At 67.5% G+C, this 16,036-nt stretch carries 13 protein-coding genes and 1 pseudogene; 6 read left to right on the forward strand and 8 right to left on the reverse strand.

All coding sequences use genetic code 11. The features are described from left to right. Window positions 1–403: 403 nt before the first annotated feature. Together BLW82_RS46265 and BLW82_RS11005 are read left to right on the forward strand one after the other, a co-directional pair. A complete protein-coding gene (locus BLW82_RS46265) occupies window positions 404–748 on the forward strand; it encodes a hypothetical protein (RefSeq protein WP_093498615.1) in 345 nt (114 codons plus the stop codon). Between the two features lie 14 nt (window positions 749–762). Then, on the forward strand, window positions 763–1,122 hold the full coding sequence (locus tag BLW82_RS11005) for a hypothetical protein (RefSeq protein ID WP_093498616.1): 360 nt from the start codon (window positions 763–765) through the stop codon (window positions 1,120–1,122). A gap of 90 nt (window positions 1,123–1,212) precedes the next feature. On the opposite strand, the gene BLW82_RS11010 is transcribed toward BLW82_RS11005, so the two are convergent. The 3 genes and pseudogenes from BLW82_RS11010 to BLW82_RS11020 all read right to left on the reverse strand — a co-directional run bounded on the left by BLW82_RS11010 (window position 1,213) and on the right by BLW82_RS11020 (window position 2,646). Beyond that, a complete protein-coding gene (locus BLW82_RS11010; RefSeq protein WP_093498617.1) occupies window positions 1,213–1,521 on the reverse strand; it encodes an SCO5918 family protein in 309 nt (102 codons plus the stop codon). Between the two features lie 55 nt (window positions 1,522–1,576). Continuing rightward, window positions 1,577–2,104: pseudogene (locus BLW82_RS11015) on the reverse strand (DEAD/DEAH box helicase); the annotation flags it as partial. 338 nt (window positions 2,105–2,442) lie between these two features. After that, window positions 2,443–2,646: a cold-shock protein gene (locus tag BLW82_RS11020; protein ID WP_004986771.1), complete on the reverse strand. Its 204-nt coding sequence runs from the start codon at window positions 2,644–2,646 to the stop codon at window positions 2,443–2,445. A gap of 771 nt (window positions 2,647–3,417) precedes the next feature. On the opposite strand from BLW82_RS11020, the gene BLW82_RS11025 reads away from it, so the two are divergent. Next, window positions 3,418–4,287, forward strand: a complete 870-nt coding sequence (locus tag BLW82_RS11025) for an IS5 family transposase (RefSeq protein WP_093507992.1) — start codon at window positions 3,418–3,420, stop codon at window positions 4,285–4,287. On the opposite strand, the gene BLW82_RS11030 is transcribed toward BLW82_RS11025, so the two are convergent. The 3 genes from BLW82_RS11030 to BLW82_RS11040 form a co-directional block, all read right to left on the reverse strand. After that, window positions 4,253–4,606, reverse strand: coding sequence for a DUF2750 domain-containing protein (locus BLW82_RS11030; protein WP_093507993.1), 354 nt, complete (start codon window positions 4,604–4,606; stop codon window positions 4,253–4,255). The genes BLW82_RS11025 and BLW82_RS11030 overlap by 35 nt on opposite strands. Window positions 4,607–4,880: 274 nt before the next feature. Beyond that, the gene (locus tag BLW82_RS11035; RefSeq protein WP_093498618.1) at window positions 4,881–5,816 is read right to left on the reverse strand and encodes a hypothetical protein; all 936 of its coding nucleotides are present in this window, start codon (window positions 5,814–5,816) and stop codon (window positions 4,881–4,883) included. Next, window positions 5,813–9,355, reverse strand: coding sequence for a P-loop NTPase (locus tag BLW82_RS11040; protein ID WP_093498619.1), 3,543 nt, complete (start codon window positions 9,353–9,355; stop codon window positions 5,813–5,815). Before BLW82_RS11040 ends, BLW82_RS11035 begins: the two co-directional genes overlap by 4 nt. A 278-nt stretch (window positions 9,356–9,633) precedes the next feature. Between BLW82_RS11040 and BLW82_RS11045 the strand changes: the two genes are divergently transcribed. After that, window positions 9,634–9,939, forward strand: coding sequence for a molybdopterin cofactor-binding domain-containing protein (locus tag BLW82_RS11045; RefSeq protein ID WP_371131328.1), 306 nt, complete (start codon window positions 9,634–9,636; stop codon window positions 9,937–9,939). A 908-nt stretch (window positions 9,940–10,847) separates the two neighbouring features. On the opposite strand, the gene BLW82_RS11050 is transcribed toward BLW82_RS11045, so the two are convergent. Both BLW82_RS11050 and BLW82_RS11055 read right to left on the reverse strand, forming a co-directional pair. Next, window positions 10,848–12,176 carry a class I SAM-dependent RNA methyltransferase gene (locus BLW82_RS11050; protein WP_093498620.1) on the reverse strand — a complete coding sequence of 443 codons (1,329 nt, stop codon included), beginning with the start codon at window positions 12,174–12,176 and terminating at the stop codon, window positions 10,848–10,850. Window positions 12,177–12,274: 98 nt separating this feature from the next. Then, window positions 12,275–14,320: an APC family permease gene (locus BLW82_RS11055; RefSeq protein WP_093498621.1), complete on the reverse strand. Its 2,046-nt coding sequence runs from the start codon at window positions 14,318–14,320 to the stop codon at window positions 12,275–12,277. 363 nt (window positions 14,321–14,683) lie between these two features. Here BLW82_RS11055 and BLW82_RS11060 point away from each other — a divergent pair, with 363 nt between their 5' ends. Both BLW82_RS11060 and BLW82_RS11065 read left to right on the forward strand, forming a co-directional pair. Beyond that, window positions 14,684–15,355, forward strand: a complete 672-nt coding sequence (locus BLW82_RS11060; RefSeq protein WP_093498622.1) for a potassium channel family protein — start codon at window positions 14,684–14,686, stop codon at window positions 15,353–15,355. Beyond that, window positions 15,355–16,026 carry a potassium channel family protein gene (locus BLW82_RS11065; RefSeq protein WP_093498623.1) on the forward strand — a complete coding sequence of 224 codons (672 nt, stop codon included), beginning with the start codon at window positions 15,355–15,357 and terminating at the stop codon, window positions 16,024–16,026. The genes BLW82_RS11060 and BLW82_RS11065 overlap by 1 nt, the downstream gene beginning before the upstream one ends. The last annotated feature ends 10 nt before the right edge of the window (window positions 16,027–16,036 follow it).

A 16,036-nucleotide genomic window follows, 5' to 3' on the forward strand; every position in this document is an offset into this window, starting at 1 on the left:
GAAACGGTATCCCTGTGAATGGCGAATGTCTACCTCAGACACGACAGATTTTCTCCGTGGCTCAGGCGGGAAGTTCTCCCGTGAGGACACCTGCAAGGGTGCCGCACCTCTGTGCCACCGAGCGGGCGCGCGGGAGACCCCGGCCGAAGGCGTGGAGCGGGCGGTGACAGTCGTCGTCTTGGTGACCACCGTGTCCCTCGCAGTGGTGCCCCTCGCCGTGCGTCCAGCCGCCAAGTGCCCGTGCGCCGCGTGCGCAGAGGGCAGACCGTCCGGGACGTGCAGGCCGCTTCCTCCCGCGACCCCAGCCCGTAGGCGCATTGCGGCTGCCGCCCGCCCAGTCGGGCCCGCCCGTCACCCGCGACTTCCTGTTCCCAACCCCTCCCCCGCCCAGCTCCGCGAGGTCATGACCGCCTTGCGCGACGACCACGGACTCGCCTCCGCACACCTGCTGGGCCTGATGAAAGCGATGAGCTCATGGGCAGCACCAACCTGCCGCGCAGCCCCGACGGTTGGGGGGGGTGTCCGAAGCGAGCGCGCCGTCCACATCGGGACCAAGGCGGTCACCACCACCGAACTGCTCGCGGACCGGGCCGCCGTCCGGGAGGCCGCCGCCTCCGGCGCGAGCGGCACGCCTGTCGACGGCCTGGTGGCGCTGCCCGCCGGCCACCATCTGGGCTTTCCGCGCCAGGTCCGTGAACGCCCTTCGCGCCCGCTGTCGCCATCGTGCGGAGAGCTGGAAGGCCGGTAAATATAATCTGCCGCATGTCGAAGCCTGACGAACTGCTCGTTGATATCGCCGCCCTTGTGGAGTCCGGGCAGAGCAACCAGATGTCCCTGACCGTGGTCACCGGTGGTGCTGTCATCACCGGCCGGCTGGCGCCCGAAGCGGTGTGGAGGCAGAGGGTGTCGGACGTGTTGGCGGATTCCGCCCGCTTGGGAGAGTTCTCGGCCGTCTTCGACACCCCCGCGAAGAAGGACGGGCCGCCCGCTCATCTGCACTTCCACGTCGCCCGGATCCTGCAGGGCACGGTCGGCATCCCGGAGACAGGCGGGATGTACCGTGTGGCGATCGCCGACGTCAACGCCTGGACCGTGGGCGACTTCAGCTATTCCGACCAGTGAGCGCCCACTGCGGCGAACCCCGTCGCAGGCGGTGTGGGCCCGACCGGCGAGCGCCGGTCGGGCCCACACCGCTGTTCAGGCGTCGGCTCGTCAGACGGACTCGGGGGCACCGAGCATCGCGGAGGCTTGCTGGAGCGAGCTGAGGATGCGTACGGGCGCGGCCGTGGGGAGGGTGCGGCACGTGAAGCCGAGCTGAGTCATGGCCCGGAGGACTTCGGCGGCGCTGAAGTCACGGCGGTCCTGCCGAGTGATGACCTGGCCGACTTGCTTGACGGGGTAGTGGCGGCGGCCGATGATCACGGATGCGCCGGTGCCGGGTTCGGGCTTGATGCCCTTCATCGATTCCAGCACGCCGTTCTTGGTGAGCTCGAAGGGGAAGCGGGCGATGACGCAGCGCATGTGACCTCACAGGGAGAAGGAGAGAGCGGTCCGGCCAGGGTGAGGCGGTTCACATGGCGGAGCACAGCATCCGCCGCCCCTCCGGACGCACCTGGTCGAGCAGCGCGGTGACCCGCGGCATGAAACCCGTGTCAGCCATCTGGTCGGCCTCGTCCAGCACCGAGACGCCCACCTGGTTCAGCCGGCGGCCGCCGCGGTCGACAGGGTCCTTGCGCCGACCAGGGGTCGCGACGACGATCTCGGCTCCGCCTCGCAGCGTGCCGGCCTGCTTGCCGATCGAGGTCCCGCCCACCACCGTGGCCAGCCGCAGTCTGACCGGTCGGGCGTACGGAGTGAGCGCGTCGGTCACCCGCTGCGCCGGCTCAGGTCGACGGAGCCCTCGACGGCAGGCAGTGCGGGGGTGATCGTCTCGGGAAGCGCGAACTCCCTCCGCACCGCGGCGGGTCGACGGCCGTAGCCACCGGAACGGGCCGGGCACCGGAACGGCGCGTGCAGGCGAGCCGAAGCGACTGCCGCCCTTCCCCGCGTCGGCACCGCTCCCACGGACGCGGCCGGAGCGGCCGTTCGTACGTGTGCGGTTCATGGGGAGCCTTCCTCGATGTGGCACATATCAAGGAATTCCCGCAAGCGACGAGCAGCACGGAATTACGAGTATGGACCGATGTCAAAGGAAATCCGGCCGACGGTAATCCGCGCCGGCGGAGGTACTGAAAGAGGTGACGCAGTGGGGACGCCAAATCCGGGCGTTGCCTGCGGTGCAGCTTCTCAGGATGCGCCCGCACCCCCGCAGGAGGAGTAGCGTGCGGTGGGACCGCGGGTTTCTCCGAGCCGTCCCGCGGGTGGAACCGCCGCGGGAAATGAGTGCAGCTGGGGCCCGCACCCCGAAGGATGCGGGCCCCAGCTACAAATCGTGCGTCAGCGTCAGGCCGGAACGATGTTCTCGGCCGTCGGGCCCTTCTGGCCCTGCGCGATGTCGAAGCTGACCTTCTGGCCTTCGAGCAGCTCACGGAAGCCCTGGGCGGCGATGTTCGAGTAGTGGGCGAACACGTCAGCGCCGCCACCGTCCTGCTCGATGAAGCCGAAGCCCTTTTCCGCGTTGAACCACTTCACGGTACCGGTGGCCATGCCATGTCTCCTTTGGGGCAGTACATCGGAATCCGCACTGTGCGGACACCATGTCGCCGCGATGATTACCCCGCCCGGAAAATGACCGGAAATACAAAAGCGCTCCACCCGGCAGGAGCCGACTGGGGCACTTGAAGTTTCGGGAACCACAACTGCAACTGAGATGGACAGTAGCACACCACTACGCCTCCGCGTCGGCCAATTAATTCCCCCCGCTCGTCGCCGCAAAAACTCTCACCGCGTCGTCCGTCAAACCCTCACGGCGCGGTCCGCCAAACTCTCACCTCAAGAACACAGATATTGACTCCCTCGCAGTGCAACGTTCCAAAAGATGAGCGGGGTCGTCAGCCCCTACCTGAGCGCCAGGACGCTACGCCGTGTGCGACCGCCCGGAAGATCGCCTTCGACGCACGCGGCGGACGGCCGGCCGCATGCCCTCCGGCCGGCCGTCGCGGGTTTTCGGGTAGGCCAACTCCACTACCTGCGTGCGGTCTTGACACCGGACCCGTATCAAGACCGCCCGTTCCGAGGGAACCTGTCCGCGCGGCCGGGCCGGAGAGGTCAGGCAGGCCGGGATTCCCGCTTCGAGCGGCGCCGCCCGCTCGGACCGCCGTACGGAGAAAAACAGGCCTAGCGCTCCACCCGTCCACACAACCGCAGGTCAGACACCCTTGTCGGCGGGCTCCAGAATCGCCACGCACTCCACATGATGCGTCATCGGAAACAAATCACGTTAACAGCGGCTAACACAATGAGGTGGATCAGTCCTGGTTGCCGTGTCTGGGACGGGAGTTGGGCGTTCGGTCCGGTGTGGGGACGTCGCCGTGGATCGTGTCGGATGAGCTGTGGGACCGTGTGGAGCCGCTGCTGCCGCAGCGTGAGCGCAGGTTCCGGTATCCAGGTCGCAAGCCGTTTCCGGACCGGGCGGTGCTGTGCGGGATCTTGTACGTGCTGCACACCGGGATCCAGTGGGAGCACCTGCCCAGAGCCCTGGGCTTCGGGTCAGGCATAACGTGCTGGCGCAGGCTGCGGGACTGGAACGATGCCGGCGTCTGGCAGCGGTTGCACGAGATCCTGCTGGCCGAACTGAACGCGGCCGCACGTCTGGACTGGTCCCGCTGTGTGGTCGACTCCTCGCACGTCAGGGCGCTAAAAAGGGGGCAGCACACGGGCCCGTCGCCGGTCGACCGGGGACGAGCCGGCTCCAAGCATCACTTAATCACCGACGGAAACGGCACCCCGCTCGCGGTCCTGCTGACCGGTGGCAACCGCAACGACGTCACCCCGCTCCTGCCCCTGCTCGACGCGATCCCGCCGGTCCGCGGCCGGGTCGGGCATCCTCGCCGGAAGCCGGACCCGCTGTTCGCCGATCGCGGGTATGACCACGACCTTTACCGTAACCAGGTCCGCGCCCGCGGCATCGTGCCCACGATCGCCCGCCGCGGCACCCTGCGCGGCACCGGCCTGGGCACCTACCGCTGGGTCGTGGAGAGGAGTTTTGCCTGGCTGCACGGCTTCCGTCGCCTGCGCGTCCGCTGGGAACGGCGAGCCGACATCCACGAAGCATTCCTCAAACTCGCCTGCTGCCTGATCACCCACCGACAACTCAGGGCATTGTGTGAGCCGCCGATAGCCGGTTGAGAACTTCGTTGGGGGTGAAGCTCCAGCCAACCAGGCGCGCCCCGCTCCAGTTGATGCCGATCATGAGTCCATCCCGGGCGGCATCGGGCAGTACGCGATCGAGCCAGGTGTCCAAGGGCATGGACTCAACCCGGAGTCCGTCCCCCCAGATCTTTGCTGCCCTCTGGGCGCGGGGTGAGGTCGACCAAAAGGGAAGACTTCGCGTGCCGTCCGCAGAGAGGTGTGTCGGGCTTCCGTTGTCATCCCGGACAAGCCAGACCACGCTGCCCTGGCGGACGTCTCGGAAGAATGCCGCCGCCTGCGAACCGCTCTGACTCATGGCCACCGAGCCTACCGTTCTCCAACACTCATTACGTTAGGGGTTGTAAGCGGGGAAGGCATAAACGCAGGTCAGGGTTAGTTCCCGGTGTTCTGAGCGCCCCTGCGGGCACCTAGAGTGTCATACGAGCGTCACGGCCACGGTGGTGGAGCCCATCGCAGCAGAAACCGGTGGCGTTCCAGGACCCTCACCATCGCCGCCGCCACCATCACGGTCGGTGCGCTGTCCGTTTCGGCGACCGTGGCCCACCCCGTGGCGTTGTCGACGCGTGCAGCTACTGACGTACAGCGACCCACTGCACGGAAAGGCGCTGCAGAAGCTGCTCGGCCGAGTCGTCAGGGTGGAACTCCCGGAGGACCTGTACGAGACGAAGGGCGCTGGCCACCTGGGGACCAGGGGAAATGCCGAGCGCCTCCATGACGTCCGAGGCGGAGACGATCAGAGCTCCGGTCGTATCAGCAAGAAGTGCCCACTCGGCGCGCAGGCGGATCTCACGGTCGAAGTCGGCATCGTGTGCCAGCTTCTCGAGTGCCTTCGCCCACCGCACCCGGTACCTAGCATGGATGCTGTTCAGCTTCTGATCATTGAACCGCTGAAGCCCCAGGTCTCCCGCGGCCTCCTGAAGGCTTTGCCTGTAGCGCGGATAGTCCTGACGCTCCAAAGCGGCACGCCACTGCAACACCAGCGTGGACTTCTCCGGACTACGCTCGACGGACTTGGCTATGGCCAGCATGAAGTGGGCGTACGCCTCGTTCTGTTCGAGCAGCTTGGCCAAGCAGTGCTGCCATTCAACGGTGGACTGGGGCACAACGGACCCGCAGGCCCGCTCGAACCACTCGTTGCAAATGCGCTCGGTATCCTCGCCCTCGGACACCGAAGCGTCCATGTGATGGACCAGGAACGCGCGCAGCCGGCGCATCGTGTCCGCAAAGTCCTTCTCGGGCGGCGTGTGTCCCAGGGCCGCGGCCTGTTCGTAGAGCCACCTGCTGGACGCCGCCCATGCCTCCGAGTACCACGCCCGCATCCATATCGTGGCGAAGAAGAAAGCGGTCTGCGGGTGGGTGAAGTCGGGTGGAGGCAGACTGACGTCCGTGCCAGCTGAGCGCCTCAACAGGTGGCGGGCGAGCCGGTCGAGATTGCGATGGACGCCGGTGATGCGATTCCAGGCGGCCGCGGGCGCGACCGGCGGGGTGGACTGCGTCGTTGTCACCGTGCACCTCGCACTTTGCTCTGCCGATGGGCGGCAGGACCCAGAAGCGTGGGCCCACGACGCTCTCCAGGTTCCCGCGGAGGCTCCAGCCGCGGTCCGATCATGTTGAACGAGATGTAGGCATCAAGAGTCCTGCCTTCGACGGCCTGATCGGGTCCGAAGCCGGACGGGTCAAAGGGGAGCTCCCGCTGGTACCCCTCTACCCAACAGCGACCGCCTTGGAAGTTCGCATCGACCCGGAGGACTCTGGCCCTGAAGACTCGGGGAGCACCGTCTTCCCAGCTCGACACGTAGACATTGATCACGCGGCGGCGATCCCTCTGCTCCAGTGAGAGCCGGTCCAGGTCCCGGAACGCCTCCATCGCCCGGTCGATGCTGCCCAGGTGGAAGAGCGCCAGCGCGCGCATGAAGTGGACCCTGAGCGAGGGCATCGCGTCGTAGGCTGACGCAAGTTCCGTGAGTTCGAGGCATTCCTGCCAGGCAGCCTGATCCAGCGGCAGGGTCTGTCGCTCACCCGAGAGGAAGCGCTCACCGGTTCGCGCGAACCACAGCAGGTCGACGGCAAGGCGCACGCAGCGTTCGTCTTGGAGCCGGAGGGGATTCCGCCTGAGATGCTCCAGAGCCCGCTGCACTCCCTCCTGGTTGGGTTCATTGTTGATGAAGCCACTGACTTTCAGGGCATAGAAGAAGGCGGCCAGCGGCTCGTCGTACGCCTCGAGCTTTTTCAACTGCTGTCCTGCCAGGAAATGGTCGCTCGCCAGCGAGGCGATATCCACGAACTTGCTGTGGTATAGGCCGGCCTGTCCGGGCTCTAGAGTCTCCGGGTCGATCACTGTCAGGGCGCTCAGGCAGTCACCGACCAGCGTGGCTGCAGTCTCGTCGGACAGCGCTCCCGCTTTGAACGTGTCCCGGGTAGCCCAGCAGAGCACATCCACCGGGTAATAATTGGTCGCCTCACACTCCAGAGCCGACTGGACGCTTCGTTTGAGCTCCCGGAGTTCGCCCGAGATGTACTCCTCGCTGGGCAACGTCTGAGGGATGCCGCCGCCGGGTCCGGAGTGGAGCAGTTCGTACAGTTGGGAGCCGCGGACGCTGGCCTGCTCGACGTAAAGATTCAGGCGGATGTCCCGCCGGTGACCCAGGTCTTCCGCTTCCCGCAGTGCCTCGTCCACCGCCTCCTGCGCTGCCTCCAAGGCACGGCGCCGCAGGTCGACGTCCGGTCCCTGTCGGCGCTGGTCCCACACCGCCCACTCACGCCGCATGTTCACTTCTTTATGGGTGAGCCGAGCGTGAATCACAGGGTTGGTCACCAGCATTCTCAGCTTGGCGATGGAGTCAGCAATCAGCAGGTAATGGGCCCCGTACTTCCGCTGCTCCCGGTTCTTCTGCGGACCGATCGCGGTGAGGAGAGCCATGACGAACTCGATCTCCGGGCCGCCATTACGGGCTCGGGAATCAGGCCGGACCAGCTCGATCACTTCGGAAATCTGAGCCGCCTCCCGCTCCTCCCCCCATCTTCGGGCGCCGGTCAGCAGGGTTGCCTCCAACTGGTTGCGCCCTCCGAGTGTGTAATTACCCTGTTCGTCCTCGTCCCAGCGGATTATGTCTATGCCACTCAGCAGGTCCGGAAGATTCCGGACGCCGTCGCGGCCGATGGTGCGCAGGGCAAGTTCAAGTGGCGTGCGCAGACCGTGGCTGTGAATCAGCAGGATCAAGCTGAGGAGGCGCTCGTATGGGTCGTCCTGCCAGGCGGCCGCCCCCTCTTCCGAGGTGCGCGGGAGTGCTTCCAGGCCATGCAGCAGGCCGGCCTCCTCCAGGGCCGCCGCCATGATCGTGGACGGCTCGTAGTTGACCCGCGTACGTGCGGCATGGCCCAGGCGCTCCTCGGAACGCCTCAGCTCGAGCACCAAGCCGCGGGACAGAGGAGCGTGCGCGTCGGGCAGTAGACGGTACAGAGCCGACAGGAACGACCGATCGCGAGCCACGATCGCCTCGTCCGCGCCCTTGAGGACGATGCCAAAGTCCGCCAGGTAGCGGGTGAAGCGCTCAAGCTCTTTTCCGGCGATGGTGGCCGGTGCCTCAACGAAATCCTTATCTCGCCGGTACCGGGAGGCCGTCCTCACCTGCTTGTCAGCACGCCCGCGCTTTCTGCCGCCGCCGTCGCCGAATTGGTCCGCGTCCCAGTAGCAACTGCCAACCATGACCACTTTACGGCCCCGGCTACGCAGATAGTCGAAGAGTCGTTGGTACTCCTCAGGCTCCAGCATGCCGTCCCACACGATCAGAGTGTTGGCCCCTGACTGTTCCTCCGCCCACAGGCAGAAGTCGTCGAGTGCCTGAAACTCCGGGCGCGTCGACTTGCGCGGGATATGGAGGACGACTCGCCTCCCCGTCCGGGCGATCTGGAAGGCCAGTCGAGCCAGAGCGACACTCTTCCCCGTCCCCGACTGACCGACGACCAGAAGCGGCCCCTGTCGTTCCGGGGATGCCGCTGCATCTTCGACCAAGTCCGTCAAGATCTTCTCGAAGTTGCGCTGGAAGGGGAGTCCGCGGGCGTGCGCCCACCAGGTCGGCGAGCCGTCGCTCGCACCGAGAAACTCGCGGAACTTCTGGAAGCGCCGATGCTTGGACTCAGCAGGCGGATCGTCCAGGAGGTCCACGTCCACCGGGCGGGCGTGCGGCAGAATCCGCTGCCAGCGACTCCGGTCGATGGGCAGGCGTCGGTCGCCGACGCGTACCGCGTGGGTTGAGGTTGTGGTCGGGCCGCCGTCGCTCAAACGACCAGTGCTGCGTGCCTCCTCCACCAGGGAGGCGAATGTCTCCCGATGCGGGACAAGCACCTTGAGATTGATCGCTTCACGTATGAACTCGTCCGCGAGGATTTCGTCGGTCGTGGAGAACAGGTGCACCTGGTTCGCAACCGCGTCGCAGATCTGGCTGTAGAGCGTCTCGGGGTCGAGCCAGTCGTTGAGAGACCACCCCTCCACCACCAGCAAACCCCGCGGGGTCAGTCCGTCCGTAACGATCCGCGACAGAGCCTCGGCTGCCAACGCTCTGCGTCGCGACAACTCCATTTTTGTCGCGGGCGGTCTTTCGTCGACCGGCTGATCAACGCCTCCGAAGAGCATGAGCGCCTGGACGTCGGCCATGTCACGCGACAGGCGCGTCCGGTCGCGCTGGGGCACAGTCTCCTGGACCGTCCGCCAGTCCTGTTTGAGACCCAGCCGCCACGAGGGATCGACAGCCGAGGAGAGCACGCCGTTCCATGGGAATTCCAGCGTGGTCTTCAATGACGGCGGCAGTACCAGTGCACGTCCAGCATCACTGAGCGCCTCGGCAGCTGCCTCACGACTGTCCGGAGCGGCGCCGAGGATTGCCTGATAGGCGGTCTCAGGCAAGTTGTCCATACCCAGTGACCTGGCTATAGGTCCTACCAGCGGGTCGTGCCCCGTCTCGATAGATAGATAGCTCTGCCCCAGGAACAAGAAGGACGGACCCCGGTCCAGCCGCTCGAACAGCGCCTGCTTCCCTACCGACATGTCGTCTCCAGGTGACTAACCCCCAGTCGCCCCTCCATAGACGACGGACCGTCAATTTTGCACTGAAGCAGCAGTTTTCGCACCAGTGTTGCTGATCCGCCAACTCCGGCGTTGCCATACGCCCCCACAGGGTGACGCGGACGACATCGTCGCCCGGGGCGACCGGCTACACATGAAGGACGACCCCGCCCGCGGAGATGCATGCCGGCAGCTCCTCACCCGCAATGACCTGGACGCCCGAACGCTCAGCTCCTACACCGAGCCGGTCTCGGTATTGCATGTACGCCTACGACGCGGTGGTCGCCGAGGTCGCGGTCGACGCCTGCCGCGGCATGGTCCGGGTGCGACGCGTGCTGGGCATCTTCGACGCGGGGCGCATCATCAGCCCAAAGCTCGCCGAGAGCCAGGCCATCGGTGCCGCGGACGGCGGAATCGGCGCAGCCCAGCTCGAACACACCGTCACCGACCACCGCGACGGCCGCATCGTCAACGCGAACCTCGCCGACTACCTCGTCCCCGTCAATGGCGACGCACGCGACCTGAAGGCCACCTACCTCGACGGAAGCGCAGGTCAGAGGCGCTAATGAGCAAGCTCCAAAATCGCCACGCACTCCAGGTGCGACGTCATCGGGAAGGCGTGCAGTTTGCGCCCCGGGGAAACATGCAGGTCAGGTTTCGTTTCGAGGACGGAATCCGGCCCCTTGAGAGTGCGTCACCGTTGCGGCCGCGCTTCAGACGGACACGGATCCCGATCCATGCCGTGACCACAGGCTACGCCGCAAGCCGTTGCCGCTGGCACTGTGCGAGTTGCCGCCGCCCCCGCGGGACGCCAAGGAATCGAGAGACCAGCACCGGAAGCCCCTTTGGACCCGCCATCGCTCACCCTTGGCTCAATCGCCCCCTCGGCCACTCTCGGTTTGCGCGGCACGCGGGCAACCGGCACCCGAAGCTCCCAAGCATTCACTTCACTACTGCCAAGGCCGGCGTCGGACCGCCGCCTTCGACTCCTTCGAAGACCGGGACGATCAGCTGGGATTCCAGTGGAGTCCGTGCGCCCAAGACCCGGGAGGTGCTGGATCTCGTACAGGGTGACACCCCAAGCTCCCGGGAGCATTTCCCCTAGTGCGCGCCCGAAAGCCCCTCGGAGTTTCCCGTGATCTCCGAGACGATCAGGTCCTACGCGCGATCGATCATGGCGTCGAACCCGTTTCCGCGTCAGTCGAAGCGTGTAGCGAGCGGCCTGGGCCGGAGGCAGTTTCTCCGCCCCGGGCCGCTTGCCTCGCAGCACCGCCGGTGCAGAACTCGTAGGCACCTGACGATATATCAGCCCATGCGTCCTTCATGCGTCACTCAGCAACAATGAACGATGCCCGGCTCCCACCGCGCACCCGCCACCTCAGTCGAAAGCACAGGTCACGGGACGCCGTGCGGTTTCATCTGCTCCCACATCCCGAACAGGTCGAGCCGACGAAAGAAATCAGAAAACTGCAGGTCAAGAACGTTTCTCAGCGGGTTCCAGGATCGCAACGCACTCCACATGATGCGTCATCGGAAACAGATCGAACGCCCGCAGCGTCCGTACCCGGTACCCCCCGTCCCGGAAGTACGCCAGGTCGCGGGCGAGGGCCGCCGGGTCGCAGGCGACGTAGGCGATGCGGCGGGCGCCGAGGGAGGAGAGGTGGGCCACCGTCTGGCGGCCCGCGCCCGCGCGGGGCGGGTCGAGGACGATGAGGTCGACCTCGGTGATGCCGGTGCGCGGGAGGACCGACTCGACCTTGCCCTGCTCGACCCGGACCTGGGGGAAGTCGGCCAGGTTGTGACGTGCGTCCTCCACCGCACGCTTGCCGGACTCGATGCCGAGGACCGCGCCCTTCTCGCCGAGGCGGTCGGCGAGGGCGCCGGCGAAGAGGCCGACGCCGCAGTAGAGGTCGAGCGCCATCTCGCCCTTGCGCGGGAGGAGGCCCTGCATGACGGCGGTGACCAGGGTGTCCGCCGCCTTCGGGTGGACCTGCCAGAAGCCGCCGCTGCCGACCCGGTGGGTGCGGCCGTCGGCGCGTTCACGGACGAAGGCGCGGCCGTGGACGCGGTGGATCCCACCGTCGTGTTCGTCGACCCGCAAGACCGAGACGGGCTTGTCGAGCTCGACCAGGGGAAGGCGGGCGCCGGGGCGCGGCTCCAGGATGACCATGCGGTCCTGGGAGCCGGTCGCGGCGATCGCGTCGACCGAGACCATGCCCGACCAGTCCCGCTCCTCGATGCCCAGCTCTCTGACGCCCGGCGCAGCGATCATGCAGTGCTCGATCGGCTCCACCTCGTGCGAGCGGTGCCGGCGCAGTCCGGCGTTGCCGTCGGCGTCGACGGCGTACTGCACCCGGGTCCGCCACTGCGGCACCTCGCCGGCCGGCAGCTTGTCGCCCTCGGCCGGCATCACCGTGCCGTCCCAGCCGGCCTCCTCGGGAGTGAGGCCCGCGAGCCGCTGGAGCTGCTCGGCGATCACCTCGCCCTTGAGGCGGCGCTGGGCGCCCGGCTTGGCGTGCTGCCAGTCACAGCCGCCGCAGCGGCCGGGGCCGGCGTAGGGGCAGGGGGCCGGCACGCGGTCCTTGGACGCGTCCAGGATGTCCACCGCGTCGGCGCGCAGGAAGCGGGCACCTTCCTCGCCCTCGGTCACCCGGGCCACGACCCGCTCGCCGGGCAGCGCGTGCCGGACGAACAGCACCTGGCCCTCGGCGGTCCTGGCGATGCAGTGGCCGCCGTGCGCGACCGGGCCGACCTCGACCTCGTACTCAGTCCCCACCAGCGATTTCTTCGGTTCTGCCTGCATGGCGGGGTGACTCCAGATCAAGGGGGAGGGAAACGACCCGGGCGGGGGCCGACGACAGCCCACCAGTCTACGGGGTCGCCGGCACTCCCTGGCCCCGCTCAGCCTCCGCTGTGCTCCTTGGGCCGGTGCTCGGCCGGACCGCGCCGTACCGCACCCGGTGCGTTCCACTCCTGGCGCCTGCGGGCCCGGATCTTGGCCGCCTCGGAGGACGCCAGCTGGTAGGGCACCGACGTCACCATCACGCCGGGCGTGAACAGCAGCCGGCCCTTGAGCCTGAGCGCGCTCTGGTTGTGCAGGATGTGCTCGTACCAGTGGCCGACGACGTACTCCGGGATGATCACGGAGACCGCGTCCCGCGGCGACTGGGCGCGCAGGCCCTTGACGTACTCGATGATCGGCCGGGTGATCTCGCGGTACGGCGAGTCGAGGACCTTCAGCGGTACGTCTATCCCGCGCCGCTCCCATTCCTCGCGCAGCGCCTTGGTCTCGGCCGGGTCGACGTTGACGGTGAGCGCCTCCAGGGTGTCCGAGCGCATCAGTTTGGCGTAGGCCAGGGCACGCAGGGTGGGGCGGTGGATCTTGGAGATCAGGACGACCGAGTGCACGCGGGAGGGGCGGACCAGGTCGTCGTCGGGCTCCTCGGGGGCCGAGATCTCCTCGGAGACGCGGTCGTAGTGCTTACGGATCGCGGTCATCGTGGCGTAGAAGATGCACATGCCGAGCAGCGCCACCCAGGCGCCGTGGGTGAACTTCGTGACCAGGACGACGACCAGCACCAGGCCGGTGAAGAAGGCGCCGAACGTGTTGATCGCGCGGGAGCGGATCATGTGGCTGCGCTTGGCCGGGTCCTTCTCCACCGCCAGGTGGCGGTTCCAGTGCCGGACCATGCCGGTCTGGCTGAGCGTGAAGGAGACGAAGACCCCGACGATGTACAGCTGGATCAGGCGGGTCGAGTCCGCGCCGTAGATGACCGTCAGGAGGGCGGCGGCGCCGGCCAGGAGCACGATGCCGTTCGAGAAGGCCAGCCGGTCGCCGCGGGTGTGCAGCTGGCGCGGCAGGTAGCGGTCCTGGGCGAGGATCGAGCCGAGGAGCGGGAAGCCGTTGTACGCGGTGTTCGCGGCCAGGAAGAGGACGAGGGCGGTGGCCGCGGCGAGCACGACGAACAGGAAGCTGCCCTTGCCGAAGACGGCCTCGGCGACCTGGGAGATCACCGGGTTCTGGACGTAGCCGGAGCCGATCGCGACGCCGTTGTGGAGCAGGTCGGTGGCCGGGTTCTCGGCCATCCGGACCTTGGTGACCATGGCGAGCACGATGATCCCGCAGAACATGGTGACCGCCAGCAGGCCCATCATGGCCAGCGTGGTCGCCGCGTTCTTCGACTTCGGCTTGCGGAACGCCGGGACGCCGTTGGAGATGGCCTCGACGCCGGTGAGCGCGGCACAGCCGGAGGAGAAGGCCCGCAGGAGGAGGAAGACGAGGGCGAAACCGGCCAGGCCCTGGTGTTCCGCCCTGATGTGGTAGTCCGCGGTCGGGGCGCGCATCGTGTCCCCGAGGACCAGGCCCCGGAACGCACCCCACGCGATCATGATGAAGACGCCGCCGACGAACACGTACGTCGGGATCGCGAAGAGCTTGCCGGACTCCTTCACGCCGCGCAGGTTCATCAGCGTCAGCAGCACGATCACGGTGACCGCGCAGAGCACCTTGTGCTCGACCACGAAGGGGATCGCGGAGCCGAGGTTCTCGATGCCGGAGGCGATGGAGACGGCGACGGTCAGAACGTAGTCGACCAGCAGCGCGCTCGCGACGGTCAGGCCCGCCTTGGGGCCGAGGTTGGTGGTGGCGACCTCGTAGTCGCCGCCGCCGCTCGGGTAGGCGTGCACGTTCTGCCGGTAGGAGGCGACCACCGTGAACATCAGCACGACGACCGCGACCGCGATCCAGGGGCTGAAGTGGTACGCCGACACGCCCGCGATGGACAGGACCAGCAGGACCTCCCCCGGCGCGTAGGCGACGGAGGACAGCGGGTCGGATGCGAAGACGGGGAGGGCGATGCGCTTCGGCAGGAGCGTTTCGCCCAGCCGGTCACTGCGCAGAGCGCGCCCGATCAGAATCCGTTTGGGCACGTCGGTCAGTTTGGACACGAGAGAGGATCGTAGGCCTTCCACCTGCCAGGTCTCCAGCCGCAGTGCGGGATCTGCCTCCCGAGTGAAAAAGGTGACGGCTGGAACTGCGGATTCCGCAGCTTACGCCCGATCCGTGCCTAGATGGCAGATCCCGCCTGTCTTCGCACCTCGGAGGTCCTATGCCCGCGACCGCAGAGCTGATCGGCGCCACGGTCACCCTCGTGGGCCTCGGAATCCTCACCGCCTGGAGCGTGCGCAGCATCACTCGGCGATGAGCGCGGCACAGGGGTGCCCGGCCGGGACGGTGCGTGTGTAGCTTGGGCCTCGGTCTGAGAACCTGATGGGGCTGAGCAGTAACTTTTGAACACCGGAAGGACGGTCGTGCACATCGTCATCATGGGCTGCGGCAGAGTGGGTTCCGCTCTCGCCCAGACCCTGGAGCAACAGGGGCACACGGTCGCCGTGATCGACCACGACCCCACCGCCTTCCGCAGGCTGGGCCCCGGATTCGGGGGCCGCAGGGTCACCGGAGTCGGCTTCGACCAGGACACCCTGCGCGAGGCGGGCATCGAGGAGGCCGGCGCCTTCGCCGCCGTCTCCAGCGGTGACAACTCGAACATCATCTCCGCGCGGGTCGCCCGCGAGATGTTCGGGGTGGAGAACGTGGCCGCCCGGATCTACGACCCCCGGCGCGCCGAGGTCTACCAGCGCCTCGGCATCCCGACCGTCGCCACGGTCCGCTGGACCGCCGACCAGATGCTGCGCCGGCTGCTGCCCTCGGGCGCCGAGCCGCTGTGGCGCGACCCCACCGGCGGGGTCCAGCTCGCGGAGGTGCACGCCTCCCCGAAGTGGGTCGGCCACAAGATCAGCAGGCTCCAGGAGGAGACCGGTGTCCGGGTCGCGTTCCTGACCCGGCTCGGCGAGGCGATGCTGCCGACCTCGCAGACGGTCCTCCAGGAGGGCGACCTGGTGCACGTGATGATGCGGACGGACGACGTCGACAAGGTCGAGGCCGCCTTCGCCGGGGGTCCGGAAGAGGAGGGCGGTCACTGATGAGGGTCGCCATTGCCGGGGCCGGTGCCGTCGGCCGCTCGATCGCGGGCGAGCTGTTGGAGAACGGCCACGAGGTCCTGCTGATCGACAAGGCCCCGACCGCCATCTCGGTGGAGCGGGTCCCGCAGGCGGAGTGGCTGCTGGCCGACGCCTGCGAGATCACCTCGCTCGACGAGGCCGCGTTGCAGCGCTGCAACGTCGTGATCGCCGCGACGGGCGACGACAAGGTGAACCTGGTCGTCTCGCTGCTCGCGAAGACGGAGTACGGCGTGCCGCGCGTCGTCGCCCGGGTCAACAACCCGAAGAACGAGTGGCTGTTCAACGAGGCCTGGGGCGTGGACGTCGCCGTCTCGACGCCGCGCCTGATGTCGGCCCTGGTGGAGGAGGCGGTGTCGGTCGGCGACCTGGTCCGGCTGCTGCGCTTCAGCCACGGCGACGCCAACCTGGTGGAGCTGACGCTGCCCGAGGAGTCGGCCCTGGCCGGCACCCAGGTCGGTGACGTGGAGTGGCCCGAGGACACCTCGCTGGTCACGATCATCCGCGGCACCCGGGTCCTCACCCCGTCCAAGGAGGACTCCCTGGAAGCCGGCGACGAGCTGCTGTTCGTGGCGGCCCAGGCCCGCGAGGAGCAGCTGGAGGACCTGCTGTCGGTACGGCGGGAAGACGGCTGACGGCACAGAC

This window comes from Streptomyces sp. Ag109_O5-10 (assembly GCF_900105755.1).
Classification (GTDB): Bacteria; Actinomycetota; Actinomycetes; order Streptomycetales; family Streptomycetaceae; genus Streptomyces.

Excerpts from the sequence above, each read along its gene's own strand:
- BLW82_RS11005 (WP_093498616.1), top strand. The coding sequence starts at position 763 with ATGTCGAAGCCTGACGAACTGCTCGTTGATATCGCCGCCCTTGTGGAG.
- BLW82_RS11030 (WP_093507993.1), bottom strand. The coding sequence starts at position 4,606 with ATGAGTCAGAGCGGTTCGCAGGCGGCGGCATTCTTCCGAGACGTCCGC.
- BLW82_RS46265 (WP_093498615.1), top strand. The coding sequence starts at position 404 with ATGACCGCCTTGCGCGACGACCACGGACTCGCCTCCGCACACCTGCTG.
- BLW82_RS11040 (WP_093498619.1), bottom strand. The coding sequence starts at position 9,355 with ATGTCGGTAGGGAAGCAGGCGCTGTTCGAGCGGCTGGACCGGGGTCCG.
- BLW82_RS11050 (WP_093498620.1), bottom strand. The coding sequence starts at position 12,176 with ATGCAGGCAGAACCGAAGAAATCGCTGGTGGGGACTGAGTACGAGGTC.
- BLW82_RS11010 (WP_093498617.1), bottom strand. The coding sequence starts at position 1,521 with ATGCGCTGCGTCATCGCCCGCTTCCCCTTCGAGCTCACCAAGAACGGC.
- BLW82_RS11045 (WP_371131328.1), top strand. The coding sequence starts at position 9,634 with ATGTACGCCTACGACGCGGTGGTCGCCGAGGTCGCGGTCGACGCCTGC.
- BLW82_RS11065 (WP_093498623.1), top strand. The coding sequence starts at position 15,355 with ATGAGGGTCGCCATTGCCGGGGCCGGTGCCGTCGGCCGCTCGATCGCG.
- BLW82_RS11020 (WP_004986771.1), bottom strand. The coding sequence starts at position 2,646 with ATGGCCACCGGTACCGTGAAGTGGTTCAACGCGGAAAAGGGCTTCGGC.